The organism is Pseudomonas sp. GW821-FHT09C10 (assembly GCF_059418085.1).
Window position 1 is genome coordinate 368,194 of sequence record NZ_JBWKPE010000004.1, and the last position, 24,383, is coordinate 392,576.

The window sequence follows — 24,383 nt, forward strand, 5'->3', positions numbered from 1 at the left end:
AGGGGGCTTGCCCCCGAAGAGGCCCTCAAGGCAACAGAATGGTCGACCCAGTGGTACGCCGCCCCGACAACTCCGTCTGTGCCTTCGCCGCGTCCGCCAGCGAATACCGCTGGTTGATATCAATGCGCACCTTGCCGCTCTTGATCATCGAAAACAGATCATCCGCCATCACCTGCAAGTTCGCCGGATTGTTGGCGTAGGTCGCCAGGGTCGGCCGTGTCACGTACAGCGAGCCTTTGGCCGCGAGTATCCCCAGGTTCACCCCATCCACCGCGCCCGACGCATTGCCAAAGCTCACCACCAGGCCACGTGGCGCCACGCTGTCCAATGAGGTCAGCCAGGTGTCCTTGCCGACCCCGTCGTAGACCACGGGCACCTTTTTGCCGTCAGTCAACTCCAGCACGCGCTGTGCGACATTTTCCTTGCTGTAGTCGATGGTTTCCCACGCGCCGAGGGATTTGGCCAGGGCGGCTTTTTCTGGCGAGCTCACGGTACCGATCAGCTTCACGCCCAGTGCCTTGGCCCATTGGCAGGCCAGGGAGCCCACGCCACCGGCGGCGGCGTGGAACAGGATGGTCTCGCCACCTTTGAGCTCATAGGTCTGGCGCAGCAGGTATTGCACGGTCAGGCCCTTGAGCATGGCGCCGGCGGCTTGTTCGAAGCTGATGTCGTCCGGCAGGTGCACCAGGTTGGCGGCGGGCAGCACGTGCAATTCGCTGTAGGCCCCGAGTGGGCCACTGCCGTAGGCCACGCGGTCACCGACTTTAAATTGCGTGACTTCGCTGCCCACTGCATCAACCACACCGGCGCCTTCTGCGCCCAGCCCCGATGGCAGGGCCGGCGGCGCGTAAAGGCCACTGCGGAAATAGGTATCGATGAAATTCAGGCCAATCGCCTCGTTACGCACTCGAACCTGTTGCGGGCCGGGCTCTGCCGGTGTGTAGTCCACATATTCAAGTACGTCGGGGCCGCCATGGGCGCTGAACTGGATACGTTTGGCCATCTGCACTTCTCCTGAGGTCGAATTCGCGTAGCCCCCTATCGGACTCCTAAGCTTGATCTTCGTCAACTGCGGCGCTCCTAAGTGCAGTGCTGTCCAAGTGCAGTGGTATCCTGTGCGCCCATTTGCCGCCGACGCCCCACGGCTTCGCGTAGCTTTGCCCGATTCAAGGTGATGTCATGACTACTCGCACCGAGGCTGTCAAAGCCTACCTGCTCGACCTGCAAGACCGCATTTGCAGCGCCCTGGAAACCTTCGAGACGGACACTCGCTTTATCGAAGACGCCTGGACCCGGCCTGCCGGCGGCGGCGGCCGCACCCGTGTGATGGAGAACGGCTCGGTCATCGAAAAGGGCGGCGTTAACTTTTCCCACGTGTTCGGCAGCGGCCTCCCACCGTCAGCCAGTGCGCATCGCCCCGAGCTGGCCGGTCGCGGCTTTGAAGCCCTGGGCGTGTCGCTGGTGATTCATCCGCACAACCCACACGTGCCGACGTCCCACGCCAACGTGCGTTTTTTCATCGCCGAAAAAGAAGGCGAAGAGCCGGTGTGGTGGTTCGGTGGCGGCTTCGACCTCACGCCCTACTACGGCAACGAAGAAGACTGCATTCACTGGCACCGCGTGGCCGAGCAGGCCTGCGCGCCGTTTGGCCCGGACGTTTACTCGCGCTACAAGGCCTGGTGCGATACCTACTTCCACATCAAGCACCGCAACGAGCCCCGTGGTATCGGCGGCCTGTTTTTCGATGACTTGAACGAGTGGGACTTCGACACCTGCTTCGCGTTTATCCGCGCCATCGGCGATGCCTACATCGACGCCTACCTGCCAATCGTGCAGCGTCGCAAAGCCAGCGCTTATACCGAACAGCAACGCCAGTTCCAGGAATTCCGTCGCGGCCGTTACGTGGAATTCAACCTGGTCTATGACCGTGGCACTTTGTTCGGCCTGCAATCGGGCGGCCGTACCGAGTCGATCCTGATGTCGCTGCCGCCCCAAGTGCGCTGGAGCTACGACTGGAAAGCCGAGGCCGGCAGCGAAGAAGCACGCCTCACCGACTACTTCCTGCAAGACCGCGATTGGCTGGGCGTCGCGGCGCCTAAGGCGGCTGTCTGATGGATCGTTATGTGGTGTTCGGCAACCCCATCGGCCACAGCAAATCGCCGCTGATTCACCGTATGTTCGCCGAGCAGACCGGCGAACAACTGGACTACAGCACCTTGCTCGCGCCCCTGGAGGATTTCACCGGCTGTGCCCGTGAGTTTTTCCAACAGGGTCGAGGTGCCAACGTCACCGTGCCGTTCAAGGAAGACGCCTACCGCCTGGCCAACAGCCTCACCGAACGGGGCCAGCGCGCCGGGGCGGTGAACACCTTGAGCAAACTGGCTGACGGCACGTTGCTCGGCGACAACACCGACGGCGCCGGCCTTGTGCGTGACCTGACGGTAAACGCCGGCTTGAATCTGCAAGGCAAACGCATCCTGTTGCTGGGCGCGGGTGGCGCGGTAAGGGGCGCGTTGGAGCCGTTGCTGGCTGAACGGCCCGCTTCGTTGATCATCGCCAACCGCACTGTGGAAAAAGCCGAATTGCTCGCCGAGCTGTTCGACGACCTGGGCCCGGTGTCCGCCAGTGGATTCGACTGGCTGCGTGAGCCGGTGGACGTGATCATCAATGCCACGTCCGCCAGCCTGTCAGGCGATGTACCGCCGATTGCCGGCAGCCTGATCGAACCGGGCAAGACATTTTGCTACGACATGATGTACGCCAAGCAACCCACCGCGTTCTGCCGTTGGGCCAGTGAGCAAGGCGCAGCCGTGGCGATGGATGGCCTGGGCATGCTGGTGGAGCAGGCAGCCGAAGCGTTCTTCCTGTGGCGCGGTGTGCGCCCGGATTCGGCGCCGGTGTTGGCTGAACTGCGCCGGCAGTTGGCGCAGTAATCAATCTTCAAACTGGATGGGGCATTTATCGGCCCCCTCCAGTTTTTTCAACTCTTCCACCACCTGCGGCCTGGCACGGCGCAATGTCAGGCTACGGCCCAGCCCGCTTAAACGACGCGCCTCCTGGTGCAGCATCTCCACCCCGGAATAGTCGATAAAGTTGATCTGCTGCGCCTCGATCACCACCCGCTCACCCTGCAAGCTTTGCAGGCGCACTTGCAGGTAATGGCTGGCGCCAAAGAAGATCGACCCACCGACGCGCAGCACATCCTCTTCCTCATCACGCCATTGCTGTACCCGTGGCTGTGAGGTGCGCTTGAGGTAGAAAAACAACGACGCCAACACCCCCGCATAAATCGCCGTTTGCAACTCCAGCAACAAGGTGGCGACACAGGTCAGGCTCATCACTACGAACTCTGCGCGGCTCACGCGGAACAACGCACGAATACCCCGACGATCCACCAGGCCCCAGGAAATCAGCAAGATGCTGGCGGCCATGCTCGGGATCGGAATATGTGCGATCAATGCGGCGCCAAACAGCGCAAACAAGGCCACCCATACTGCGGAAAACACCCCGGCCAACGGCGAACAGGCACCTGCCTCATAGCTGAGGCCGGAGCGGGTGAACGACCCTGCCGACAGATACCCGGAGAAAAATCCGCCAACGATATTGGATAAACCCTGGGCGCGAACTTCCTGGTTGGCATCGAGCAATTGTTGCGAACGGGCCGACAGCGAACGGGCAATCGACAGGCTGGTCACCAGCCCCAGCATGCCCACCGCAACGGCGCTGGGCAGCAGGCGCAGGATCATGTCCGGATCCAGCGGCAACGGGCTGAACGGTGGCAGCTTGCCGATAAACGAACTGACCAGCGCCACATGCCCGAACATCGTCGGCCATAGCCACGTTGCCAGGCTACCCAGGGTCAGTGCGATCAGTAGCGTTGGCCAGCGAGGCACAAGGTATTTGAGCAATGCGCCCACCAGCAAAGTACCGAGCCCAAGGGCAAGGGAGGCGTGGTCCCACTCGCCGGCGTGGTCGATCAGCGCCAGCAGGCTATTGATCGCTGTGGCCTGGCTCGGTAAATCCAGGCCCAGCAGGTTGGGCAGCTGCCCAAGGGCAATCACCACGGCGGCACCGAGGGTAAAACCCAGCACCACCGAATGCGAGACGAAGTTCACCAGCGCGCCAAAGCGCAGCATGCCCAGCAGCCACTGGAATACCCCGGCGAGGAATGTCAGCAACAGGATCAGGGTGATGTAGTCCTGAGACCCCGGCACTGCCAACGGGCTGACGCTGGCGTACAGCACGATGGAAATCGCTGCCGTGGGGCCACAGATCAGGTGCCAGGATGAACCCCACAGGCAGGCGATCAGCACCGGGATGATGGCGGCATACAGACCGTACTCCGGTGGGAGACCGGCGATCAGCGCGTAGGCAATCGACTGGGGCAGCGCGAGCACGGCGCCGCTGAGGCCGACCAGCGCGTCCCGGCCCACAGTGGCTCGGGTTTGACGCGGGAGCCAGCTGAGGAAGGGGAAGAGTGTATGGCGGTTGGGCCGGGGCATTTATAACTCGGCTGAAAAGGTTTGACTCAGGGTATCAGTACACACTGGTCCTTGTGGGAGGGGGCTTGCTCCCGATATAGGTGGACCCGTCTAAATCTCTCTGACTGGCACTCCGCTAGCGGGAGCAAGCCCCCTCCCACATTGGAATAGCGCAAGGCCCTAGAGTTTGGCTTTTACTGCCGGCAACGCATCCTGGCCATCCACCGTTTTCACGCCGTCGAGCCATTTGTCCAATACAGCCGGGTTCGCCTTGATCCACGCCTTCGCCGCGTCGGCATTGCTGACCTTGTTGTTGGCCACCTCAGCCATGATGCTGTTCTCCATCTCCTGGGTGAAGCTCAGGTTGGTCAGCAGTTTGCCGACGTTAGGGCAGGCCTGCGCATACCCTTTGCGGGTCAAGGTATACACACTGCCGGTATCACCGAAGTATTTCTCGCCGCCTTTGAGATAGTGCATTTTCAATTGCACGTTCATTGGGTGTGGCGTCCAGCCGAGGAAGGTGACGAAACGCTGTTTTTTCACCGCCCGTGAGACTTCGGCGAGCATCGCCTGTTCGCTGGACTCGATCAGCTTCCACTGGCCAAGGTCGAAGTCATTCTTCTTGATGATCTCCTGCAGCGAGATATTCGCCGGCGCGCCCGAGCCGATGCCGTAGATCTTCTTGTCGAACTTGTCGGCGAATTTGTTCAAGTCGGCAAAGTCATGCACCCCGGCATCCCACACATAATCCGGCACGGCGAGGGTGAACTCGGTGCCGTCGAGGTTCTTCGCCAACTGCACCACATCGCCGTTGGCCACGAATTTGTCGTAGAAGCCCTGCTGCGCCGGCATCCAGTTGCCCAGGAATACATCCACCTGGCCGTCCTTGAGCCCGCCGAAGGTGATCGGCACCGCCAGGGTGTCGACCTTGGCCTTGTAGCCCATGCCGTTCAGCAGGAAACCGGTAATGGCGTTGGTCGCGGCAATGTCGCTCCAGCCTGGATCGGCCATCTTCACGGTCTCACAGCGGGTGTCCGCATACGCATTGGCGCTACTTAGCACCAACATGCCCACTACTGCAGTTAACTTTTGCATGGCCTTCCCTCTGTACTTATTGGTTTTGGCAGGGTTGTGGATAACGTGCCTTGCGCTCCAGGTCGTCGAGGTCGATATGGTTGCGCATGTATTGCTGACTGGCGTCCACCAGTGGCTGGTGATCCCAGCTCTTCAGCTTGCCCTGGGTCAGCGCCTCGAACACCAGGCGACGACGGCGTTGGCTGGCGAGTACCTGCTGGTGGATCGCCGGGATGTCCCATTTGGCCCGCGCTTCATTCAAAAACGCCTCGAACAGTGGCCGGTGTTCCGGTGACTGGCTGAGGTCTTCCCGCTCGTGCGGGTCGTTGTGCACATCGAACAGTAGACAAGGGTCGTCTTCGCTGTAGATGAATTTGCAGGCACCACGGCGAATCATCATCAATGGGCTGATGGTGCCTTCGGCCATGTATTCGCCAAAGACTTCGTCATGCCCGCCCTGCCCCTGCAAGTGCGGGACCAGCGAGCGACCGTCCAGTGGCAGGCGCGGGTCCAGCTCGCCGCCGGCCAGTTCCACCAGGGTGGGCAGCAGGTCGGCGGTGGACACGGCCTGGGTCACCCGGCCCGGCGCAAATTGCCCCGGCGCAGTGACCAGCAGCGGCACGCGGGCGGCCATTTCAAACCAGTGCATTTTGTACCAGAGGCCGCGCTCACCGAGCATGTCGCCGTGGTCGCCGGAGAAAACTATGATCGTGTCGTCGGCCAGGCCGGTGTCTTCCAGGGTCTGCAGCAGCTTGCCGACATTGCTGTCGATGTAACTGCACGCGCCGAAGTAGGCACGGCGAGCGTCGCGAATCTTATCCACAGGCAACGGTTTGTCCCACAGGTCATAGACCTTGAGCAGGCGCTGGGAATGCGGGTCGAGGTCTGCCTGGCTCGGCGTTGCGGGCAACGGGATGTCGTTGTCGTCGTACAGGTCCCAGAATGGCTTGGGAATGGTGTACGGGTCGTGGGGATGGGTCATCGACACGGTCAGGCAGAACGGCTGGTCGCCGTCTTCGCGGATGTGGTCGAACAGGTACTGCTGGGCCTTGAACACCACCTCTTCGTCGAAGTCCAGTTGGTTGGTGCGCACGCACGGGCCGGCTTGCAGCACCGAGAACATGTTGTGGTACCAGGTGGGGCGTACGTCCGGCTCATCCCAGTTCACCGCCCAGCCATAGTCGGCGGGGTAGATGTCGCTGGTCAGGCGTTCTTCATAACCGTGCAATTGGTCGGGGCCGCAGAAGTGCATCTTGCCCGACAGCGCGGTGCGATAACCGAGGCGCCGCAGGTAGTGGGCATAGGTCGGCACATCGGCGGGAAAATCCGCCGCGTTGTCGTAGGCGCCGATCTTGCTCGGCAATTGGCCGCTGACCAGGGTGAAGCGTGAGGGCGCGCACAGCGGGCTGTTGCAATAGGCCGCATCGAACACCACGCCCTGTGCGGCGAGGCGGCTCAAATTCGGCAACTTGATCGGAGAAGGTCCGTAGAACGGAAGCAGCGGCGCGGCCATTTGATCGGCCATGATGAAAAGAATGTTCTTGCGCTTCATGGGTCTTCGGCATTCCATAGGCAGTGTTTATGCGAATGAGCATGCAGCCCATGGAAAATGGGGTAAAGCCCATGAAAAGCAATGTCTAGGATAAGCACAGCTTATGTATGAAGCCCTTGGCGATGTCTCCCTCGATTTGCTGCGTGCGTTCGAAGCCGCAGCCCGTCACCGCAGCTTTACTGCCGCTGCGATGGAGCTGGGCACCACTCAGCCGGCGATCAGCCAGCAGATCAAGCGCCTTGAAGAACAACTGACGATCCGCCTGTTTGACCGCATCTATCGGGGCATCGAACTGACCGACGCCGGCGCCCTGCTGTTCGAGCATGTGCAAGGCGGTTTGCAGAGCATCAACCAGGGCCTCAGTGTGATTACCCAGCAGGACCAGCATGAAGTGCTGCAAGTAGCCACCGACTTCGCGTTCGCCGCCTACTGGCTGATGCCGCGCCTGCATCGCTTCCACGCCGCCAACCCCCAGGTGGACGTGAGCCTGGTAACCAGCGAGCGCAACCACGCGACACTGCGTAGCGACATCGACGTGGCGGTGCTGTTTGGCGATGGCCGTTTCAAGCAGGGCGACAGCCTGTGGCTGTTCAACGAGGAGGTATTCCCGGTGTGCAGCCCGCAGTGGCTCAAGGAGCAGGCCAGGCCTTTGACTGTGCACACCTTGCCCGACTACCCGTTGCTGCACCTGCGCCAGGAAAACAACAGCCAGTGGTTCGACTGGAGTGGCGTATTCCGCGAGCTGGGCATCACCGCCACGCCCACGCCCGGCCAGCTGCGATTCGACAACTACACCTTATTGATCCAGGCAGCGATTGCCGGCCAAGGGGTGGCGATCGGCTGGCGCCATTTGGTGGATAACTTGCTGGAACAGAACTGGTTGTGCCGACCGATCGGCAATACGGTGATTTCGCGCTTTGGCTATTACGTGGTGCAGCCCCAGCGCAAGCGGCGTGGGCAGTTGGTCGAACGTTTCGTCGACTGGTTGCAGGCAGAACAGGCCAGCAGCGCGCAGTCCCTGACCGGACTGGCCCTGCCGTCGATTGCGGTCTAGGATTTGCCGCACATTGGATCCGGAGTCCGTCATGCAACGTATCAAGGGCTACCATGCCCATATCTACTTTGACGCCAGCACCATCGACCAGGCGCGCACCCTATGTGAAGACGGCGCGAAATTGTTCCCGCTGCGCATGGGCCGTGTGCATGAACGGCCCGTAGGCCCGCACCCGGACTGGAGCTGCCAGCTGGCGTTCGATGCCGAATACATTGGCGTGGTGCTGCCGTGGCTGGCGCTGCATCGCAATGGGCTGGTGGTGTTTCTGCACCCTGAAACCGGCGATGAGCTGAAGGATCACACCGATCACGCGATCTGGATGGGTGCGATGCGCGAGCTGGATCTGTCGGTTTTTTAACCTCTCTTTATCAGATAAAACCCGCTTCTTCCCGCACTAAAAGGCGAGGAAGTTGTAGGATTTATCTTGTTTCGTCTCACTATATGGGACTGTTATTTATATATTGAGATATTGCCGGCCATAGGTTTATATTCGCCCATCTGCTTTTTTCAGCACCCACTCATTTCAGGTGAAGCGATGCAGGCGCAATTGATCGCGCTCGATTGGGGGACCAGCTCCCTTCGTGCTTATAAACTCGGGCCCGCAGGCGTCGTGCTGGAACAGCGCTCGCTGGCGTCGGGCATCATGCATTTGCCCAGTGAGCCCCGGGACATCGGCGGTGTTCACTGCAGCGATGGCTTCGAGTTGGCGTTCGATGCGGCATGCGGCGACTGGCTCGAGGCCCAACCCCATCTTCCAGTGATCGCCTGCGGCATGGTCGGCAGCGCCCAGGGCTGGAGCGAGGCGGCATATCGCAATACGCCGGTCGACGTCGCCAGCCTGGGCCAGGCGTTGCACACGGTGCGCAGCCTGCGCGGCGTCGATGTGCATATCGTGCCCGGCGTGATCGAGCAGGTCGGCTTGCCCAATGTGATGCGCGGTGAAGAAACCCAGGTGCTGGGTGTGCTGCAAAGCCTGCCGGCCAGTGGTGAATTGTTGATCGGCCTGCCCGGCAGCCATTCCAAATGGGTCGAGGTGGTGGAAGGTTGCATTACCCACTTCGATACCTTCATGACCGGTGAACTGTTCGCGGTGCTGAGTAAGCACAGCCTGCTCGGGCGTACGCAAAAGGTATCCGCGCAGTTCCAGGCCGAGGCTTTTGATCGCGGCGTTCAAGTGGCGCTGTCGAAAGAGGGTCAGCGCGGCGTGCTGTCGACCCTGTTCAGTGCGCGCACCCTTGGGCTGACTGCCGAACTTACCCCTGAGCAGCAGCCCGATTACCTGTCCGGCCTGCTGATCGGCCATGAACTGGCCGGTTTGCCAGCCAGTGCACGGCTCGTCCCCATCATCCTGGTGGGCGCCGGCCCGCTTTGCGTGCGCTACCAACGCGCCCTCGCCCTCTGCGGTTTCGCCCACGTCAGCCTGGCGCAGGAAGCGACCGAGCGCGGCCTGTGGCAATTGGCAGTGGCCGCCGGGCTCACTCAACCTGCAACGGAGGCCTGACATGCTCAAGCAAGCACTGGCACAAAACGGTTTGATCGCAATCCTGCGCGGTGTGCGCCCGGACGAAGCCCAGGCGGTCGGCCAGGTGCTCTACGACGCCGGTTTTCGCGTGATCGAAGTCCCGCTCAACTCGCCGGACCCTTACACCAGCATCCGCATCCTGCGCGACAGCCTGCCCGCCGATTGCCTGATCGGCGCCGGTACGGTGTTGACGCCTGCGCAGGTCGAGCAGGTGAAAGCTGCCGGTGGCCAAGTGATCGTCATGCCCCACAGCGATGCCAAGGTCCTGCGCGCCGCCAAGGCCGCTGGCCTGTACCTGTCGCCGGGTGTGGCCACGCCCACCGAAGCGTTCGCCGCGCTGGACGAAGGCGCCGACGTGTTGAAGCTGTTTCCGGCCGAGCAAATGGGCCCTTCTGTGATCAAGGCGTGGCTGGCGGTATTGCCGGCAGGCACGTTGCTGCTGCCGGTGGGCGGCATTACCCCGGACAACATGCAGGTGTTTATCGACGCCGGCGCCAAGGGGTTCGGGCTGGGTTCCGGGTTGTTCAAACCGGGTATGACAGTGGATCAGGTAGCGAGCCGCGCCCAGGCTTATGTCGCCGCCTGGAAAGCCCTGAGCTGAGATCAAGTTCCGCGCCCCTGGCGCTGCATCTATAAGAGAGATAACAGATGAAAATCACCAAACTGACGACCTTTATCGTCCCGCCGCGCTGGTGCTTCCTCAAGGTCGAGACCGACCAGGGCGTGACCGGCTGGGGTGAGCCCGTGGTCGAAGGCCGCGCTCACACCGTGGCTGCGGCGGTCGAGGAACTGTCCGATTACCTGATCGGCAAGGACCCACGCAATATCGAAGATATCTGGACCGTGCTCTACCGCGGCGGCTTCTACCGTGGCGGCGCCGTGCACATGAGCGCCCTCGCCGGTATCGACCAGGCGCTCTGGGACATCAAGGGCAAGGCCCTGGGCGTATCGGTCAGCGACCTGTTGGGTGGCCAGGTACGCGACAAGATCCGCGTGTACTCCTGGATCGGTGGCGACCGTCCGGCCGACACCGCCCGCGCCGCCAAAGAGGCCGTAGCCCGTGGCTTTACTGCGGTGAAAATGAACGGCACCGAAGAGTTGCAGTTCGTCGACAGCTTCGAAAAAGTCGACCTGGCCCTGGCCAACGTCGCGGCCGTGCGCGATGCGGTCGGCCCTAACGTCGGCATCGGCGTCGACTTCCATGGCCGTGTGCACAAGCCCATGGCCAAGGTGCTGATGAAAGAACTCGACCCGTACAAACTGATGTTTATCGAAGAGCCGGTGCTCAGCGAAAACTACGAAGCCCTCAAGGAACTGGCGCCCCTGACCAGCACCCCGATTGCCCTGGGCGAGCGCCTGTTCTCGCGCTGGGACTTCAAGCGCGTGCTCAGCGAAGGCTACGTCGACATCATCCAGCCGGATGCTTCCCACGCGGGCGGTATCACCGAAACCCGCAAGATCGCCAACATGGCCGAAGCCTACGACGTGGCCCTGGCCTTGCACTGCCCGTTGGGCCCGATTGCCTTGGCGGCGTGCCTGCAACTGGATGCGGTTTGCTACAACGCGTTTATCCAGGAGCAAAGCCTGGGCATTCACTACAACGAGAGCAACGACCTGCTCGACTACGTGCGCGACCCGGGCGTGTTCGACTATGACCAGGGCTTTGTGAAGATCCCCAACGGGCCGGGCCTGGGTATCGAGATCAACGAGGAATACGTGATCGAACGCGCAGCCATCGGCCACCGCTGGCGCAACCCGATCTGGCGCCACGCCGACGGCAGCTTTGCCGAGTGGTGATGTCTGCCTGAAAGAACACGGTCAAACATGTGGGAGAGGGCTTGCCCCCTCCCACATGTTGATCCGGTTTCTGCAAAAGTCCCTTCCTCAACAAATATAAGAAGAGGCACCTACCATGCAACCTGAATCCTTGAGCGGGCAGGCTTCTTTAGTCACGCCTACCCGAAAGCGCTACTTCATCATGGTGCTGCTGTTTATCACCGTGGTGATCAACTATCTCGACCGCAGCAACCTGTCGATTGCCGCTCCGGCGCTGACCAGTGAGCTGGGCATCGACCCGGTACATGTCGGGCTGATTTTCTCCGCGTTCGGCTGGACGTACGCCGCCATGCAGATCCCCGGCGGCTGGCTGGTGGACCGGGTGCCGCCGCGTATCCTCTACACCGCCGCCCTGTTGCTGTGGTCCATCGCCACCGTGATGCTCGGTTTTGCCGCCAGCTTCATTGCGCTGTTTGTGCTGCGCATGGCGGTGGGTGCCCTGGAAGCACCGGCTTACCCCATCAACAGTCGCGTGGTCACCAGCTGGTTCCCCGAGCGTGAGCGCGCCACGGCCATTGGCTTCTACACCTCCGGGCAGTTTGTCGGGCTGGCGTTCCTGACGCCGGTCCTGGCCTGGTTGCAGCACCATTACGGCTGGCACATGGTGTTTGTCGTGACCGGCGGCGTGGGCATTCTGTGGGCGGCGATCTGGTATGCCCTGTATCGCGAGCCTCGGGACTTCAAAGGCGTCAACGCCGCTGAAATCGAGTTGATCCGCGAAGGCGGCGGGCTGGTGGACTTGAGCGCACAAGCGAGCAAGAGCAAGGCGCCCTTCAGTTGGGTCGACCTGGGCATTGTCCTGAGCAAGCGCAAGTTGTGGGGTATCTACCTGGGGCAGTTCTGCCTGAACTCCACGTTGTGGTTCTTCCTGACCTGGTTCCCGACCTACCTGGTGAAATACCGCGGCATGGATTTCATCAAGTCCGGCATGCTCGCGTCGCTGCCCTTCCTCGCGGCTTTCGTCGGCGTGCTGTGTTCGGGGTTGTTTTCCGACTGGCTGATCCGCCGTGGCGCCTCGGTGGGGTTTGCCCGCAAGTTGCCGATCATCAGCGGCCTGTTGATCTCGACGGCGATCATTGGCGCCAACTTCGTCGAATCGACACCGTTGGTCATCGCTTTCCTGGCCCTGGCGTTCTTCGGTAATGGCCTGGCCTCGATCACCTGGTCGCTGGTCTCGACCCTTGCCCCGGCACGTCTGCTGGGACTGACCGGCGGGGTGTTCAACTTCATCGGCAACCTGGCGGCGATTGCCACGCCGATCGTCATCGGTTTCCTGGCCAGCGGCGATTCGTTTGCCCCGGCGATCACTTACATCGCCGTGCTGGCGCTGTTGGGCGCACTCTCCTATGTGCTGCTGGTGGGCAAGGTCGAGCGGATCGAGCTGTAAACAGTGGGCGGCCTGCGGGCCGCCCGTTGGCCGGGCTCAGGGCACCGACATTTCGTTACGGAACACATTCGACGGATCCCAGCGTTGCTTGGTTCGGCGCAGACGGTTCTCGATGATCGTGTTGGGGAAGAAAATTCCATACCACAGGGGGTTCTTGGCGTTCGCGGGATTGCCACCGAGGTGGGTCATGTCCAGGTCGGGGTAGTTGATGTAGCAGCCCTCGAACTCCGGGTCATTGGGAACACCGTTGGTGAAGGCAGCGTAATAGAGGCCGCGGATCCAGTCGGCATGGGCGCGGTCGATGGCGTCATCGTCGGCGTGCCAGTAACACTGCGGTTGCCATTTGAGGTACGAGGAGCGTTGCGCGGCTGACGTCTGCGCCAGGATCGGGCCGTCCATCTGGTTGATGCGCCCGCCAAATGACTGGATCTGGATCAGGCTCTGGGTCAGGTATTGCTGATCGTCCGGCAAGTTCAGCGTCGTCCAGATCGCATCCAGCACGCGCTGTGTAAATCCGCCTTTCTGATACGCCGATTTATACCGGCCGCGCTGATTGTCGCCGGAGCCGTTGAGTGATTGGGTGGCGTACAACCAGTCCAGACGCCTGGCGCTTTTGTGGGCGCTCCGCAGTGAATCGATCCGGCGACCCTTTTGCCGACCACGTGGCTGATGCACGACGTGGAACGGCAGGAGCGACTCTGTCGCACTGACGCCCACCGCGGCCTGCATGCTGCTGACAAAGTCGTTGAAAGGCGCCAGGTCATCGAGCTTCCCGTCCTTGTCGACGTAGTGAATGCCGAGGGTCACGTTGCCAGTATTGAGGTGGCGCATCTCCAGTTTGGTGGCCAGGCCCCAGGTTTTCGGGTCGGCCTGATGATCCACGAACCAGTTTTGATAGGCGTGCAGCAAACGTTCGAGGGCGGCGCGTGTGAGGTTTGACCAGTCCCATTCCAATGGCAGCCAGAGCACTTCCTCCGGGGCTTGCGGCAGCGTCTTGAAATAGTAACTGGTGATGATGCCGAACTGCCCGCCACCGGCGCCGCAACAGGCGGCGAACAGGTCCAGCTCATCGGTGTCGAGGCTGTTACGGGACACATGGACAGGTTCAAGACCCGAGCCGGAGGCGTTGGCGACCAGCAGGTCGACGCCGTCCAGCCAGTCGCAGACCAGCCCGTATTTACGCGACAGCAACCCATAGCCGCCGCCGCAGATATGCCCGCCCAGTCCCACCGAATAGCAGGATCCACTGGGCAGCGCCTTGCCTGCCAATTTGTACAGCGCGACGCTGGTATCCCAGTTCTGGCAGCCGGGCTCCAGGCGGAATGCATAGCGATGGGGTGACGCGGGTACCAGCACGGAGCCGATTTGCCCGTTGGGGTCGTAGGCCAATTGGTTCATCTGGCCGATGTCCAGGATCGACAACACCTCGCCCGGCGCATCCGGCATCTTGTTAGAGACGAATCCTTCATAGCAATGCCCGCCGCTGCGCACCGTGATGCGGCCGTTGGGCACAGCCAGGGCCTGGGCGGCTGCGTCGAGGATGTCTTGTGGGTTGCGGCAGAGGTAGATGAGGTTGGCGCCGTTGGCCGAAGACTCGCCCTGGACGTTACCCAATGGCCAGCGCAGGTTGAAACCCTTTTGCAACGTGGAATGACGACGGTCCGAGGGGGTGATGAGATCAAATGCCATGATGGACTCCTGGGAGACGATAATGACTTCTGATGCAGCTAACTTAACGACCGGCAACGCAAGAAGGCGTGACTTGCAGAGGTGGTTAGACGGCAATAGGCACGAAGTGTGTTGAGGGGGGGTTCCCCCTCAAGCCTAGCCTATATGGAAAAAGCCCGGATCAGTTCAGCACGCCGTCCAGAATTTCATAGACGATACCGGTACCCACCGCGATCAACACCACATCCGGCCCCGAACGGCGCCACTCATAACCCGGGTACACCGGCAGGCGCGCCAGCGCACGGTTGTCCAGGCGCTCGCCGTAGTAGCCGCGCGGCAGGGGTTGGCCGCGCACCAGGCGCACATTCGGCGGCGGCGGTGCGCCACGGGAGAACTGGCCGTGGTTGTCGTGAATGATCTGGCGTACCGGGCCGAAGTCCTGGGGCGGGCCTCCGCGACGGTTGTCCTGCGGGCCGCGATGGTCGTCGCCACGTTGCTCGTGCTGGCCTTGTGGGCCGCCACGGTCGTCACCCCGCTGGTCAGGCGGCGCGGCTTGCACCAGGGCGCTGGCGCCAAGCACCAGCACACCAAGACCTGCAATCACGGATTTGGGCATTTTCATCGGGTATTCCTCAGGGCACACATACAAAAAAGGGATCTCGAACGCGGTTCGAAATCCCTTGGTCTTGCTGTTTAGGCCGTGATTGCGCGCGTTGATTCCTCTGTATCAGGAACTTTACCTCTCGCTACATGGCGCTTACTTACGGGCGTTGCGCACACCTTCCGACAGTGCCGCGCACAGGCTCAATACGCCATCGATTGCTTGTTGATCGTTACTGGCATTGGCGATGTGATCGATCAGGGCCGAGCCCACCACCACACCATCAGCCAGGCGCGCGATGGCGGCCGCCTGTTCCGGTGTGCGTATACCAAAACCGATGCTGATCGGCAGGTCGGTATGCCGACGCAGGCGGGTCACGGCTTCCTCGACGTGTTCCAGGGTCGCGGCGCCAGCGCCGGTCACACCGGCCACGGATACGTAGTACACGAATCCGGAACTGCCGTTGAGCACGGTCGGCAGGCGCACGTCATCGGTGGTCGGCGTGGTCAGGCGGATAAAGTCGATACCTGCGGCCTGGGCCGGGTCGCACAGCTCGCCGTTATGTTCTGGCGGCATGTCGACCACGATCAGGCCGTCGACGCCGGCCTCTTTGGCGTCAGCGATGAACTTAGGCACACCGTATTTGTGGATCGGGTTGAAGTAGCCCATCAACACCAGCGGGGTATCGTTGTTGTCCTTGCGGAACTCACGCACCATCTGCAGGGTTTTCAGCAGGTTCTGTTTGGCTTCCAGCGCGCGGATGTTGGCCAGTTGGATGGCCGGGCCGTCGGCCATCGGGTCGGTGAAGGGCATGCCCAACTCGATCACATCGGCGCCCGCAGCGGGCAAGCCCTTGAGGATCGCCAGCGAGGTGTCATAACCCGGGTCGCCGGCCGTGACGAAGGTCACCAGGGCGGCGCGGTTTTGTTCCTTGAGTTGCGCAAAGCGGGTTTGCAGGCGGCTCATTTAGTGTTTCTCCTGCTGAGACTGTTCCATGTGGTGCATCACGGTCTGCATGTCTTTGTCGCCACGGCCGGACAGGTTGACCACCATCAGGTGATCCTTCGGCAGGGTCGGTGCGCGCTTGAACACTTCGGCCAGGGCGTGGGCGCTTTCCAGGGCAGGAATGATCCCTTCCAGGCGGCAGCATTTGTGGAACGCGTCCAAGGCTTCATCGTCGGTCACCGAGGTGTACTGGACACGGCCGATATCGTGCAACCAGGCGTGTTCCGGGCCGATGCCTGGGTAGTCGAGGCCGGCGGAAATCGAGTGGGCGTCGATGATCTGGCCGTCGTCATCCTGCAGCAGGAAGGTACGGTTGCCGTGCAGCACGCCCGGTACGCCGCCGTTGAGGCTGGCGGCGTGCTTGCCGGTTTCGATGCCGTGGCCGGCCGCTTCAACGCCGATGATCTCGACGCTGGTGTCGTCCAGGAACGGGTGGAACAGGCCCATGGCGTTGGAGCCACCGCCGATGCATGCCACCAGGCTGTCCGGCAGGCGGCCTTCCTGGGCTTGCAGTTGGGTGCGGGTTTCCTTGCCGATCACGGCCTGGAAGTCGCGCACCATCGCCGGGTACGGGTGCGGGCCGGCCACGGTGCCGATCAGGTAGAAGGTGTCGTCGACGTTGGTCACCCAGTCGCGCAGGGCTTCGTTCATGGCGTCCTTGAGGGTGCCGGTACCGGCGACCACGGGGATCACTTCAGCGCCCAAAAGCTTCATGCGGAACACGTTGGCCTGTTGGCGCTCGATGTCGGTGGTGCCCATGTAGATCACGCACTGCAGGCCGAAACGCGCGGCCACGGTGGCCGTGGCTACGCCGTGCATACCGGCGCCGGTCTCGGCGATGATGCGTTTCTTGCCCATGCGCCGCGCCAGCAGGATCTGGCCGATGCAGTTGTTGATCTTGTGCGCGCCGGTGTGGTTCAGCTCTTCGCGCTTGAGGTAGATCTTGGCGCCGCCGCAGAACTCGGTCAGGCGCTCGGCGAAATACAGCGGGCTGGGGCGGCCGACGTAGTCGCGCTGGAAGTAGGCCAATTCTTCGTTGAACGCCGGATCGATCTTGGCCGCTTCGTATTCGCGGGCCAGGTCGAGGATCAACGGCATCAGGGTTTCGGCGACGTAGCGGCCGCCAAACGCGCCAAACAGGCCGTTGGCGTCAGGGCCGTTGCGCAGATCGGTCTGGGACTGAGTCATGGGACGCTCCAGGTAGGAATTCTGTATGGGAAGCAATGACGGCCACTCTACCCCTCACATCCGGCGCTGAAAACCGATAAGATCGCTGCAACCTGTCAGGAAAACTCACAGATGAGCCGCGACCTCCCGCCCCTCAATGCCCTGCGCGCATTTGAAGCCACTGCCCGCCTCAACAGCGTCAGCCAGGCTGCCGAGCAATTGCACGTGACCCACGGTGCGGTCAGCCGCCAGTTGAAAGTGCTGGAGGAGCATTTGGGTGTCAGCCTGTTCATCAAGGACGGGCGCGGCCTTAAACTCACAGATGCGGGTGTGCGGTTGCGAGATGCCAGCGCCGAGGCGTTCGAGCGCCTGCGGGACGTGTGCGCCGAACTCACCCAGGCCAGCGCCGACGCACCTTTCGTGCTCGGCTGTTCAGGCAGTCTGCTGGCGCGTTGGTTGATCCCGCGCCTGGGACGCTTGAATGCCGACCTGCCGGACCTGCGCCTGCACCTGTCGGCGGGCGACGGCGACCTCGATCCCCGCCGCCCCGGCCTCGACGCCCTGCTGGTCTTCGCCGAACCGCCGTGGCCGGCGGATATGCAGGTGTATGAGCTGGCGAGCGAGCGTATCGGCCCGGTGATGAGCCCGCGTTTTGCCGGTTACGAGCGCCTGCGCCAGGCGCCGCCGCACGCCTTGTGTGGCGAAGCTTTATTGCACACCACGTCCCGTCCGCAAGCCTGGCCCAGTTGGGCGCAACAGCACGGCATCGAGCCCGGCGCGCTGAAACACGGCCAGGGTTTTGAGCATTTGTATTATTTGCTGGAGGCGGCGGTTGCGGGGTTGGGCGTGGCGATTGCGCCAGAACCGCTGGTAGCAGAGGACCTGCGCGCGGGTCGCCTGGTGGCGCCGTGGGGTTTCAGTGAAACCCCGGCGCACCTGGCGTTGTGGCTACCCAAGCGCGCCGCAGACGGGCGCGCGGGTCAGTTGGCGCACTGGTTCAAGGCTGAGCTGGCGCGCCAGCCGGTGTAGCCTGTCAATCAGTCACCGCGTTTGCACAGCAGGTAAGCCGCCAGCAGGCCCAGTGCGCCAACGGCGACGCCGGCGGTGGTCCATGGGTGCTCTTGTGCGTAGTCCCGGGTGGCAACACCGGTTTCGCGGATTTTGACTTTGCTTTCTTCGTAGGCATCGCTGATCAGGTGACGGGAATGCTTGAGGGCATTCTCGGCATTGCTTTTCAGGGCCTTCAGGGTTTTGCGCGACTCATCCGACGCATCGTCCTTGAGGCTCTCAAGGGACTTGAGCAGGCTCGAAATCTCGGCTTCCATGCTTTCCAGCGACGCTTTGCGTAAAGAAGTGTTGGCCATGTGAATTCTCCTGAAGTGATTGAGTGGCGTGTGTAGATACCGACTCCAGCGTTTTCAGAAAGTGCAGTAAATCTGAACTTTCGGGTAGGAACGGTCGCCAGAAGCAGTATGAACAATGACTGCTAGGCTTTATTGACGACCCTCAGGAGAAACACCATGTCTGATCATCACACCTACAAGAAAGTCGAATTGGTAGGTTCGTCCACCACCAGCATCGAAGACGCAATCAACAATGCCCTGGCCGAAGCCAATAAGAGCATCAAGCACTTGGAGTGGTTTGAGGTGACGGAGACCCGTGGTCATATCAAGGACGGTAAGGTCGCCCACTATCAGGTCACGCTCAAGGTGGGGTTTCGAATTGCCAGTAGTTGATCGCGTCGGTTGAACTTGCCGGCTGGCCGATTGCCATAACCTGCGCTACAAACAATGGGTGCCGATGCCTGCAGCGTCGGCACGCTCGTTTCAATCAGCGCAAGGAAAGTGACGGATGAAGAAGTTCCTGTTAGCGGTAGGTTTGTTGAGCATTGCGGGCACAGCCCTGGCGGCGGGCAAGCCTTGTGAAGAGCTGAAAAGTGAAATTGCAGCGAAAATCGACGCCAAGGGCGCTTCGGGTTATTCCCTGGAAGTCGTGGATAAAGGCGCCTCGACCGACGCTAAAGTGGTTGGCACCTGTGAAGGTGGTACCAAGGAAATCGTCTACAAGCGCGGTTAATTCCGTGTGGCAGGCTTGAAGCCGACGCACCTGTGGCTAGGGAGCAAGCTCCCTAGCCACAGGTGCGTCGGTTTTTTTTCGCCTGGGGGTTTAGCCCTTCATCAACTGCGCCAGCAGCTCGTAGGAATGAATCCGATCGGCGTGCTCGTACAGGTCGCAGGTGAAGATCAATTCGTCGGCGCCGGTCTGTTCGATCAGCACTTCCAGCTTGGCGCGGATCTTCGCCGGGCTGCCCACCATTGCCAGTCCGAGGAAGCTGCCGACGGCGTCTTTTTCATGGGGCAGCCACAGGCCGTCCATGGTTTTCACGGGTGGGCGCTGCACCAGGCTTTGCCCGCGCATCAAGGCAAGGATGCGCTGGTACACCGAGGTGGCCAGGTAGTCGGCCTGTTCATCGGTGTCGGCGGCAACCAACGGAATGCCGAGCATCACGTAAGGCTTGTCCAGCACGGCCGAGGGCTTGAAGTGGTTGCGGTACACGCGAATCGCCTCGTGCATCAAACGCGGTGCGAAATGGGAGGCGAAGGCGTAGGGCAAACCGCGTTCGCCCGCCAGTTGCGCGCTGAACAGGCTGGAACCCAGCAGCCACACCGGTACGTTGGTGCCGGTGCCGGGCACCGCAATCACCCGTTGGTCCGGCGTGCGTGGGCCGAGATAGGCCATCAGCTCGGCCACGTCTTCCGGGAAGTCATCCGCACTGCCGGAGCGTTCACGGCGCAGGGCGCGGGCGGTCATCTGGTCGGAGCCGGGCGCGCGGCCCAGGCCCAGGTCGATACGCCCTGGGTAGAGGCTTTCCAGGGTGCCGAACTGCTCGGCGATCACCAGCGGTGCATGGTTGGGCAGCATCACGCCGCCGGAGCCGACGCGAATCGTCGAGGTACCGCCGGCCAGGTAGCCCAACAATACCGAGGTGGCCGAGCTGGCGATGCCATCCATATTGTGGTGTTCCGCCACCCAGAAACGGTTGTAGCCGAACTTTTCCACATGCTGGGCCAAATCCAGGGAATTGCGCAGCGACTGCGCCGGGCTGCCGTTGGCACGCACCGGCACCAGGTCGAGGGTCGAAAACTTTACGTCGGACAGCGAATTCATAAGCCTGCTTCTCCAATGGGGGCGCAGGCTTCTTAGACGAACCAAAACCTGCCGCTTCATGTGCATGCTCTATGCAATGAGGGCATATACCCGAGATTCAATAGCGGCAATGAAATTTCCTACTTAATCGCTAGGTTTCTCTTACAACTGAACTTTGCCGGCGCGTCTATCCTCAGAACCTTACCGACGCAAAACCACCGTTCGAGGAGAAAGCTATGAGTATCGTTAAAAAGGCATCCGCGCATTGGGAAGGTGATCTGAAGACTGGCCTGGGCTCCATTTCCACCGAAACCGGCGTGCTGCGCGAAGCGCCCTACGGCTTCAAGGCCCGTTTCGAAGGCGGCAAGGGTACCAATCCTGAAGAACTGATTGGCGCGGCCCACGCCGGCTGTTTCTCCATGGCTTTTTCCATGATTCTCGGCGATGCCGGGCTCAAGGCTGACAGCATCGACACCCAGGCCGAAGTGACCCTGGACCAGGTCGAAGGTGGCTTCGCGATCACCGCCGTGCACTTGGTGCTCAAGGCCAAGATCCCGGGCGCCAGCCAGGCGCAGTTCGATGAATTGAGCAAGAAGGCCAAGGAAGGGTGCCCGGTGTCCAAGGTGCTGAATGCGAAGATCAGCCTGGATGCGACGCTGGTCAGCTGACATTGCAGGTCCACTGTGGGAGGGGGCCAGCCCCTCCCACATTTTGTTCTGCGTTAAATCAGAACTCGTGTTTCCCGAATGTGGTCCTATAGCCTATGCAGCCTTAGGCGCACACCCGTGCGCATGCATTCAGGGAGCTTCACACATGAAACGTTTTGCTTTGGCGATCATTTGCGGTGTGTTGGCCACATCGGCTGTGGCCGCACCAAAAGACTGCGAAGAGCTCAGGAAAGAGATTGAGGTCAAGATCCAGGCGAACGCGGTTCCGTCCTACACCTTGGAAATTGTCAGCAAGGAAGAGGCTGACAAGCACGACGTCGCCATGGTCGTCGGCAGCTGTGAGAACGGTACCAAAGCCATCATCTATCAGAAGAACAACGACTGATCAGAGACAGTTGACGCTGCGTTCTTCCGCCAGCAATTGGCGAGCGGCGTTATACAGCCTGATATTCGGCGTGAAGGCCAATGAGCGCCCTTCCAGGCGATAGCGTTGGCCAGCCTCGAAATGGTCGTACTGCAGCGTGATGAAACAGGTGCGGTCGGCCGTTTGCCCAAAGCCATTGAGGCTGCCGCCGGTCGGCACCTCGAAATCAAAGCGCACCATCAACTCGTGACTGCCCGGTGGCACCTGGAAGTAGCGTCCGTCCGGCAGGTTCTTACCATCCAGGCGCTGCGCCATCACCAGCTTGGCTCCCGGCGTCGGCGTAGCGAAATCGACCCAGGCCTGATGCGGGTCGACCGGCGGCAGGGGGGTCGAAGCGCAGGCGCTGAGCAACAGGGCGACGATGGGAAGCAGGAGCTGGCGCATGGCAGGTACTCAACGCAAGGAGAGGTTTGAGTATAAACACGCCACGCCATGGAAAAATCCCCTTCAGGCGCGATAGTCTGGCGAACACATCACCCAGGAGCGGTCGGGGCATGGTCAGGCGTTTTCTTCCAGGGTTGATAGTCGTGCTGCTCAGTGGCTGTTCCAGCGTCAGTTACTACAGCCAATTGGCAGGTGGTCAGTGGCAGCTGTTGCGAGCCCGGGAACCGGTTGCCGAGGTCATCGCCGATCCGTCGCGGCCACAGGGGCTGCGTGATCATCTGGCTCAAGCACAGAAAGCCCGAACCTTCGCCAGCGAACACCTGCATTTGCCGGACAACCAAAGTTACCGGTTGTATGCGGATATTGGTCGACCCTATGTGGTCTGGAATGTCTTCGCCACGCCGGAATTTTCCCTGGCGCCTCAAACCCATTGCTTCCCCATTGCCGGTTGCGTGGCCTATCGCGGCTATTACCGCCAGGGCGCGGCACGGGGTGAGGCGGCGTTGTTGCGCCAGCAAGGCATGGACGTATCGATAGGTGGCGTCGAAGCCTATTCCACCCTGGGTTGGTTCAACGACCCGATCATGAATTCGATGATGAACTGGGGCGACGAACGCCTGGCCACGCTGATTTTCCATGAGCTGGCGCACCAGCGGTTCTACGTGAAGGATGACACCGAATTCAACGAGTCGTTTGCCAGCTTCGTCGAGCAGGAAGGCACCCGCCAGTGGCGCGCGGCCCAGGGCCTGGCGCCGCTTGGCAGCTCGACGCGGCAGCAGCGGGACCAATTTACCCAGCTGATCCTCGATACACGTAAGCGCCTGGAAAAACTCTATGCGCAACCGCTGTCCGTCGAGGCGATGCGCCAGGCCAAGGCCGCCGAATTCGAGGCGTTGCGCCGTGAGTACCGGCAGATGCGCGATAGCCAATGGGGTGGGGACAAGCGTTATGACGCCTGGATGAACCTGCCGATGAACAATGCGCGGTTGTTGCCGTTCGGGCTGTATGACCGGTGGGTGCCGGCGTTTGCGGCGTTGTTCAGGCAGGAAGGCGGCGATTGGCTGAAGTTTTACGCCGCAGTGGAGAAGATGGGCGAGTTGCCGGTGGGGCAGCGCAAGGCTGCGTTGAGGCGGTTGGAAGGTCCTGATCTGTAGAGCCTCATCGGGGCAAGCCGCTCCCAATGTGGGAGGAGGCTTTCCCCCGTGGCGGCCTCAGGGCCGTTGCAAAAACGCCTGATGCATCTGCGCCAACGTCTCGAAATGCCAGGTCGGCGCTTCGGCGTTCAACTCTTCGAAACTACCAAACCCGTAACCGACGGCCGCCGAATCCACGCCATTGCTGCGCGCCCCGATCAGGTCGTGCTTACGATCACCGATCATCAAGGTGGTCGCCGGGTCCAGGCCTTCTTCGCTGATCAGATGCGCAATCAACTCGACCTTGTTGGTGCGTGTCCCGTCCAGTTCGCTGCCGTAGATCACCTTGAAGTGCCTGGCAAAATCGAAATGCCGCGCGATCTCGCGGGCAAACACCCAGGGCTTGGACGTGGCGACGTACAACTGGCGGCCCTGCTTGCCCAGGTCTTCGAGCAGCGGCATCACGCCGTCGAATACGCGGTTTTCATACAGCCCGGTGACCTTGAAGCGCTCGCGGTAGAAATTCACCGCCTCCCAGGCCTTGGCCTCATCGAAGTCGTAGAACTGCATGAAGGCTTGCAGCAACGGCGGGCCGATGAAGTGTTCGAGCTGGGTCAGGTCGGGTTCGTCGATGCCCAGTTTGCCAAGGGCGTACTGGATCGAGCGGGTGATGCCCTCCCGTGGGTCGGTGAGGGTGCCATCCAGGTCGAACAGGACGGTTTGGTAAGGGAGGGTCATTGGTCGAATCCTTCAGCCAGGTGCAGGTCTTTGAGCTTCACGTAGTTGGCGGCGCTGTAGGTGAAAAAGGCGCGTTCCTTGTCAGTCAGCGGGCGGATTTGTTTAACCGGGCTGCCCACATACAAAAAACCACTGTCGAGTTTCTTGCCCGGTGGCACCAGGCTGCCGGCGCCGATGATGACGTCGTCTTCCACCACGGCGCCGTCCATCACGATGCTGCCCATGCCGATCAAAATCCGGTTGCCCACCGTGCAGCCATGCAGCATGACCTTGTGGGCGATGGTCACGTCATCGCCGATCAGCAGCGGGAAACCGTCAGGATTGAACGGTCCGGCATGGGTAATGTGCAGCACGCAGCCGTCCTGCACGCTGGTGCGCGCGCCGATACGGATGCGGTGCATGTCGCCGCGAATCACGGTCAGCGGCCAGACCGAGCTGTCGGTGCCGATTTCGACATCGCCGATCACCACCGCCGAAATATCGACAAAAGCCCCGGTGCCCAGGGTTGGCGTGTGGTTCTGATAGGTGCGAAGGGTCACGAT

At 61.4% G+C, this 24,383-nt stretch carries 27 protein-coding genes; 14 read left to right on the top strand and 13 right to left on the bottom strand.

Annotated features, from left to right (window positions below):
- Positions 1-25: 25 nt before the first annotated feature.
- Entirely contained in the window at positions 26-1,003 is a 978-nt protein-coding gene (locus tag AC07OT_RS10950; protein ID WP_065926821.1) for a quinone oxidoreductase family protein, read from the bottom strand.
- Positions 1,004-1,179: 176 nt separating this feature from the next.
- Here AC07OT_RS10950 and hemF point away from each other — a divergent pair, with 176 nt between their 5' ends.
- Both hemF and aroE read left to right on the top strand, forming a co-directional pair.
- Positions 1,180-2,112: an oxygen-dependent coproporphyrinogen oxidase gene (hemF, locus tag AC07OT_RS10955; protein WP_495108062.1), complete on the top strand. Its 933-nt coding sequence runs from the start codon at positions 1,180-1,182 to the stop codon at positions 2,110-2,112.
- Positions 2,112-2,933 (top strand): shikimate dehydrogenase, encoded by an 822-nt coding sequence (gene aroE / locus AC07OT_RS10960; RefSeq protein WP_495108063.1) that lies wholly within the window; start codon positions 2,112-2,114, stop codon positions 2,931-2,933. Before hemF ends, aroE begins: the two co-directional genes overlap by 1 nt.
- Here aroE and AC07OT_RS10965 read toward each other — a convergent pair whose 3' ends face one another.
- From AC07OT_RS10965 to betC, 3 genes are all read right to left on the bottom strand, one after another.
- Complete coding sequence (locus AC07OT_RS10965) at positions 2,934-4,502, bottom strand: SulP family inorganic anion transporter (protein WP_495108064.1); 1,569 nt, start codon at positions 4,500-4,502, stop codon at positions 2,934-2,936.
- A gap of 159 nt (positions 4,503-4,661) precedes the next feature.
- The gene (gene choX, locus AC07OT_RS10970) at positions 4,662-5,576 is read right to left on the bottom strand and encodes a choline ABC transporter substrate-binding protein (RefSeq protein WP_065937893.1); all 915 of its coding nucleotides are present in this window, start codon (positions 5,574-5,576) and stop codon (positions 4,662-4,664) included.
- A 16-nt stretch (positions 5,577-5,592) separates the two neighbouring features.
- Positions 5,593-7,107 carry a choline-sulfatase gene (gene betC, locus AC07OT_RS10975; protein ID WP_495108065.1) on the bottom strand — a complete coding sequence of 505 codons (1,515 nt, stop codon included), beginning with the start codon at positions 7,105-7,107 and terminating at the stop codon, positions 5,593-5,595.
- Between the two features lie 103 nt (positions 7,108-7,210).
- On the opposite strand from betC, the gene AC07OT_RS10980 reads away from it, so the two are divergent.
- The 6 genes from AC07OT_RS10980 (at position 7,211) to AC07OT_RS11005 (ending at position 12,906) form a co-directional block, all read left to right on the top strand.
- Entirely contained in the window at positions 7,211-8,161 is a 951-nt protein-coding gene (locus tag AC07OT_RS10980; protein ID WP_141156376.1) for a choline sulfate utilization transcriptional regulator, read from the top strand.
- Positions 8,162-8,192: 31 nt separating this feature from the next.
- Entirely contained in the window at positions 8,193-8,519 is a 327-nt protein-coding gene (locus AC07OT_RS10985; RefSeq protein WP_027608141.1) for a DOPA 4,5-dioxygenase family protein, read from the top strand.
- 177 nt (positions 8,520-8,696) lie between these two features.
- Positions 8,697-9,662 (top strand): 2-dehydro-3-deoxygalactonokinase, encoded by a 966-nt coding sequence (locus AC07OT_RS10990; RefSeq protein ID WP_495108066.1) that lies wholly within the window; start codon positions 8,697-8,699, stop codon positions 9,660-9,662.
- A 1-nt stretch (position 9,663) separates the two neighbouring features.
- Complete coding sequence (locus tag AC07OT_RS10995) at positions 9,664-10,284, top strand: 2-dehydro-3-deoxy-6-phosphogalactonate aldolase (protein ID WP_027608139.1); 621 nt, start codon at positions 9,664-9,666, stop codon at positions 10,282-10,284.
- A 47-nt stretch (positions 10,285-10,331) separates the two neighbouring features.
- Positions 10,332-11,480, top strand: coding sequence for a galactonate dehydratase (gene dgoD / locus AC07OT_RS11000; RefSeq protein ID WP_003170741.1), 1,149 nt, complete (start codon positions 10,332-10,334; stop codon positions 11,478-11,480).
- A gap of 115 nt (positions 11,481-11,595) precedes the next feature.
- Positions 11,596-12,906: an MFS transporter gene (locus AC07OT_RS11005; RefSeq protein ID WP_027608138.1), complete on the top strand. Its 1,311-nt coding sequence runs from the start codon at positions 11,596-11,598 to the stop codon at positions 12,904-12,906.
- A gap of 36 nt (positions 12,907-12,942) precedes the next feature.
- On the opposite strand, the gene AC07OT_RS11010 is transcribed toward AC07OT_RS11005, so the two are convergent.
- The 4 genes from AC07OT_RS11010 to trpB form a co-directional block, all read right to left on the bottom strand.
- Positions 12,943-14,595 (bottom strand): FAD-binding oxidoreductase, encoded by a 1,653-nt coding sequence (locus AC07OT_RS11010; protein WP_495108067.1) that lies wholly within the window; start codon positions 14,593-14,595, stop codon positions 12,943-12,945.
- Between the two features lie 160 nt (positions 14,596-14,755).
- Positions 14,756-15,196 (bottom strand): anti-virulence regulator CigR family protein, encoded by a 441-nt coding sequence (locus AC07OT_RS11015; RefSeq protein ID WP_027608136.1) that lies wholly within the window; start codon positions 15,194-15,196, stop codon positions 14,756-14,758.
- 135 nt (positions 15,197-15,331) lie between these two features.
- On the bottom strand, positions 15,332-16,141 hold the full coding sequence (gene trpA, locus AC07OT_RS11020; protein WP_065926830.1) for a tryptophan synthase subunit alpha: 810 nt from the start codon (positions 16,139-16,141) through the stop codon (positions 15,332-15,334).
- Positions 16,142-17,368, bottom strand: coding sequence for a tryptophan synthase subunit beta (gene trpB / locus AC07OT_RS11025; protein ID WP_027608134.1), 1,227 nt, complete (start codon positions 17,366-17,368; stop codon positions 16,142-16,144).
- Positions 17,369-17,479: 111 nt separating this feature from the next.
- Between trpB and AC07OT_RS11030 the strand changes: the two genes are divergently transcribed.
- Positions 17,480-18,376, top strand: coding sequence for a LysR family transcriptional regulator (locus AC07OT_RS11030; RefSeq protein ID WP_495108068.1), 897 nt, complete (start codon positions 17,480-17,482; stop codon positions 18,374-18,376).
- A gap of 8 nt (positions 18,377-18,384) precedes the next feature.
- Here the strand turns inward: AC07OT_RS11030 and AC07OT_RS11035 are convergent, their stop codons facing one another.
- Positions 18,385-18,711, bottom strand: a complete 327-nt coding sequence (locus tag AC07OT_RS11035) for an ElaB/YgaM/YqjD family protein (protein WP_003170746.1) — start codon at positions 18,709-18,711, stop codon at positions 18,385-18,387.
- Between the two features lie 156 nt (positions 18,712-18,867).
- Between AC07OT_RS11035 and AC07OT_RS11040 the strand changes: the two genes are divergently transcribed.
- Both AC07OT_RS11040 and AC07OT_RS11045 read left to right on the top strand, forming a co-directional pair.
- Complete coding sequence (locus AC07OT_RS11040) at positions 18,868-19,083, top strand: dodecin (RefSeq protein WP_027608132.1); 216 nt, start codon at positions 18,868-18,870, stop codon at positions 19,081-19,083.
- Between the two features lie 115 nt (positions 19,084-19,198).
- Positions 19,199-19,423, top strand: coding sequence for a DUF1161 domain-containing protein (locus tag AC07OT_RS11045; protein ID WP_005783407.1), 225 nt, complete (start codon positions 19,199-19,201; stop codon positions 19,421-19,423).
- A gap of 90 nt (positions 19,424-19,513) precedes the next feature.
- Here the strand turns inward: AC07OT_RS11045 and AC07OT_RS11050 are convergent, their stop codons facing one another.
- On the bottom strand, positions 19,514-20,515 hold the full coding sequence (locus tag AC07OT_RS11050; RefSeq protein WP_495100752.1) for an LLM class flavin-dependent oxidoreductase: 1,002 nt from the start codon (positions 20,513-20,515) through the stop codon (positions 19,514-19,516).
- Between the two features lie 215 nt (positions 20,516-20,730).
- On the opposite strand from AC07OT_RS11050, the gene AC07OT_RS11055 reads away from it, so the two are divergent.
- Both AC07OT_RS11055 and AC07OT_RS11060 read left to right on the top strand, forming a co-directional pair.
- Entirely contained in the window at positions 20,731-21,162 is a 432-nt protein-coding gene (locus tag AC07OT_RS11055; protein ID WP_141156381.1) for an OsmC family protein, read from the top strand.
- Between the two features lie 145 nt (positions 21,163-21,307).
- Positions 21,308-21,547 (top strand): DUF1161 domain-containing protein, encoded by a 240-nt coding sequence (locus AC07OT_RS11060; RefSeq protein ID WP_017734725.1) that lies wholly within the window; start codon positions 21,308-21,310, stop codon positions 21,545-21,547.
- Here AC07OT_RS11060 and AC07OT_RS11065 read toward each other — a convergent pair whose 3' ends face one another.
- Complete coding sequence (locus AC07OT_RS11065) at positions 21,548-21,970, bottom strand: PA0061/PA0062 family lipoprotein (RefSeq protein ID WP_141156382.1); 423 nt, start codon at positions 21,968-21,970, stop codon at positions 21,548-21,550.
- A 110-nt stretch (positions 21,971-22,080) separates the two neighbouring features.
- Between AC07OT_RS11065 and AC07OT_RS11070 the strand changes: the two genes are divergently transcribed.
- Entirely contained in the window at positions 22,081-23,124 is a 1,044-nt protein-coding gene (locus tag AC07OT_RS11070) for an aminopeptidase (protein ID WP_495108069.1), read from the top strand.
- Positions 23,125-23,181: 57 nt separating this feature from the next.
- Here the strand turns inward: AC07OT_RS11070 and AC07OT_RS11075 are convergent, their stop codons facing one another.
- Both AC07OT_RS11075 and AC07OT_RS11080 read right to left on the bottom strand, forming a co-directional pair.
- Positions 23,182-23,841 (bottom strand): HAD family hydrolase, encoded by a 660-nt coding sequence (locus tag AC07OT_RS11075; RefSeq protein ID WP_065937881.1) that lies wholly within the window; start codon positions 23,839-23,841, stop codon positions 23,182-23,184.
- Positions 23,838-24,380, bottom strand: a complete 543-nt coding sequence (locus AC07OT_RS11080) for a gamma carbonic anhydrase family protein (protein ID WP_065937880.1) — start codon at positions 24,378-24,380, stop codon at positions 23,838-23,840. The genes AC07OT_RS11075 and AC07OT_RS11080 overlap by 4 nt, the downstream gene beginning before the upstream one ends.
- Positions 24,381-24,383 lie beyond the last annotated feature (3 nt).

Bases quoted from the DNA above. Each gene is read 5' to 3' on its own strand.
- AC07OT_RS11065 (WP_141156382.1), bottom strand. From the start codon at position 21,970: ATGCGCCAGCTCCTGCTTCCCATCGTCGCCCTGTTGCTCAGCGCCTGC.
- AC07OT_RS11045 (WP_005783407.1), top strand. From the start codon at position 19,199: ATGAAGAAGTTCCTGTTAGCGGTAGGTTTGTTGAGCATTGCGGGCACA.
- AC07OT_RS11060 (WP_017734725.1), top strand. From the start codon at position 21,308: ATGAAACGTTTTGCTTTGGCGATCATTTGCGGTGTGTTGGCCACATCG.
- AC07OT_RS11050 (WP_495100752.1), bottom strand. From the start codon at position 20,515: ATGAATTCGCTGTCCGACGTAAAGTTTTCGACCCTCGACCTGGTGCCG.
- AC07OT_RS11055 (WP_141156381.1), top strand. From the start codon at position 20,731: ATGAGTATCGTTAAAAAGGCATCCGCGCATTGGGAAGGTGATCTGAAG.
- AC07OT_RS10965 (WP_495108064.1), bottom strand. From the start codon at position 4,502: ATGCCCCGGCCCAACCGCCATACACTCTTCCCCTTCCTCAGCTGGCTC.
- trpA (WP_065926830.1), bottom strand. From the start codon at position 16,141: ATGAGCCGCCTGCAAACCCGCTTTGCGCAACTCAAGGAACAAAACCGC.
- AC07OT_RS10950 (WP_065926821.1), bottom strand. From the start codon at position 1,003: ATGGCCAAACGTATCCAGTTCAGCGCCCATGGCGGCCCCGACGTACTT.
- AC07OT_RS11005 (WP_027608138.1), top strand. From the start codon at position 11,596: ATGCAACCTGAATCCTTGAGCGGGCAGGCTTCTTTAGTCACGCCTACC.
- AC07OT_RS11010 (WP_495108067.1), bottom strand. From the start codon at position 14,595: ATGGCATTTGATCTCATCACCCCCTCGGACCGTCGTCATTCCACGTTG.
- AC07OT_RS10995 (WP_027608139.1), top strand. From the start codon at position 9,664: ATGCTCAAGCAAGCACTGGCACAAAACGGTTTGATCGCAATCCTGCGC.
- AC07OT_RS11030 (WP_495108068.1), top strand. From the start codon at position 17,480: ATGAGCCGCGACCTCCCGCCCCTCAATGCCCTGCGCGCATTTGAAGCC.
- choX (WP_065937893.1), bottom strand. From the start codon at position 5,576: ATGCAAAAGTTAACTGCAGTAGTGGGCATGTTGGTGCTAAGTAGCGCC.
- AC07OT_RS11015 (WP_027608136.1), bottom strand. From the start codon at position 15,196: ATGAAAATGCCCAAATCCGTGATTGCAGGTCTTGGTGTGCTGGTGCTT.
- AC07OT_RS11035 (WP_003170746.1), bottom strand. From the start codon at position 18,711: ATGGCCAACACTTCTTTACGCAAAGCGTCGCTGGAAAGCATGGAAGCC.
- aroE (WP_495108063.1), top strand. From the start codon at position 2,112: ATGGATCGTTATGTGGTGTTCGGCAACCCCATCGGCCACAGCAAATCG.
- AC07OT_RS10990 (WP_495108066.1), top strand. From the start codon at position 8,697: ATGCAGGCGCAATTGATCGCGCTCGATTGGGGGACCAGCTCCCTTCGT.
- hemF (WP_495108062.1), top strand. From the start codon at position 1,180: ATGACTACTCGCACCGAGGCTGTCAAAGCCTACCTGCTCGACCTGCAA.
- AC07OT_RS11075 (WP_065937881.1), bottom strand. From the start codon at position 23,841: ATGACCCTCCCTTACCAAACCGTCCTGTTCGACCTGGATGGCACCCTC.
- betC (WP_495108065.1), bottom strand. From the start codon at position 7,107: ATGAAGCGCAAGAACATTCTTTTCATCATGGCCGATCAAATGGCCGCG.
- trpB (WP_027608134.1), bottom strand. From the start codon at position 17,368: ATGACTCAGTCCCAGACCGATCTGCGCAACGGCCCTGACGCCAACGGC.
- AC07OT_RS10980 (WP_141156376.1), top strand. From the start codon at position 7,211: ATGTATGAAGCCCTTGGCGATGTCTCCCTCGATTTGCTGCGTGCGTTC.
- AC07OT_RS10985 (WP_027608141.1), top strand. From the start codon at position 8,193: ATGCAACGTATCAAGGGCTACCATGCCCATATCTACTTTGACGCCAGC.
- AC07OT_RS11040 (WP_027608132.1), top strand. From the start codon at position 18,868: ATGTCTGATCATCACACCTACAAGAAAGTCGAATTGGTAGGTTCGTCC.
- AC07OT_RS11070 (WP_495108069.1), top strand. From the start codon at position 22,081: ATGGTCAGGCGTTTTCTTCCAGGGTTGATAGTCGTGCTGCTCAGTGGC.
- dgoD (WP_003170741.1), top strand. From the start codon at position 10,332: ATGAAAATCACCAAACTGACGACCTTTATCGTCCCGCCGCGCTGGTGC.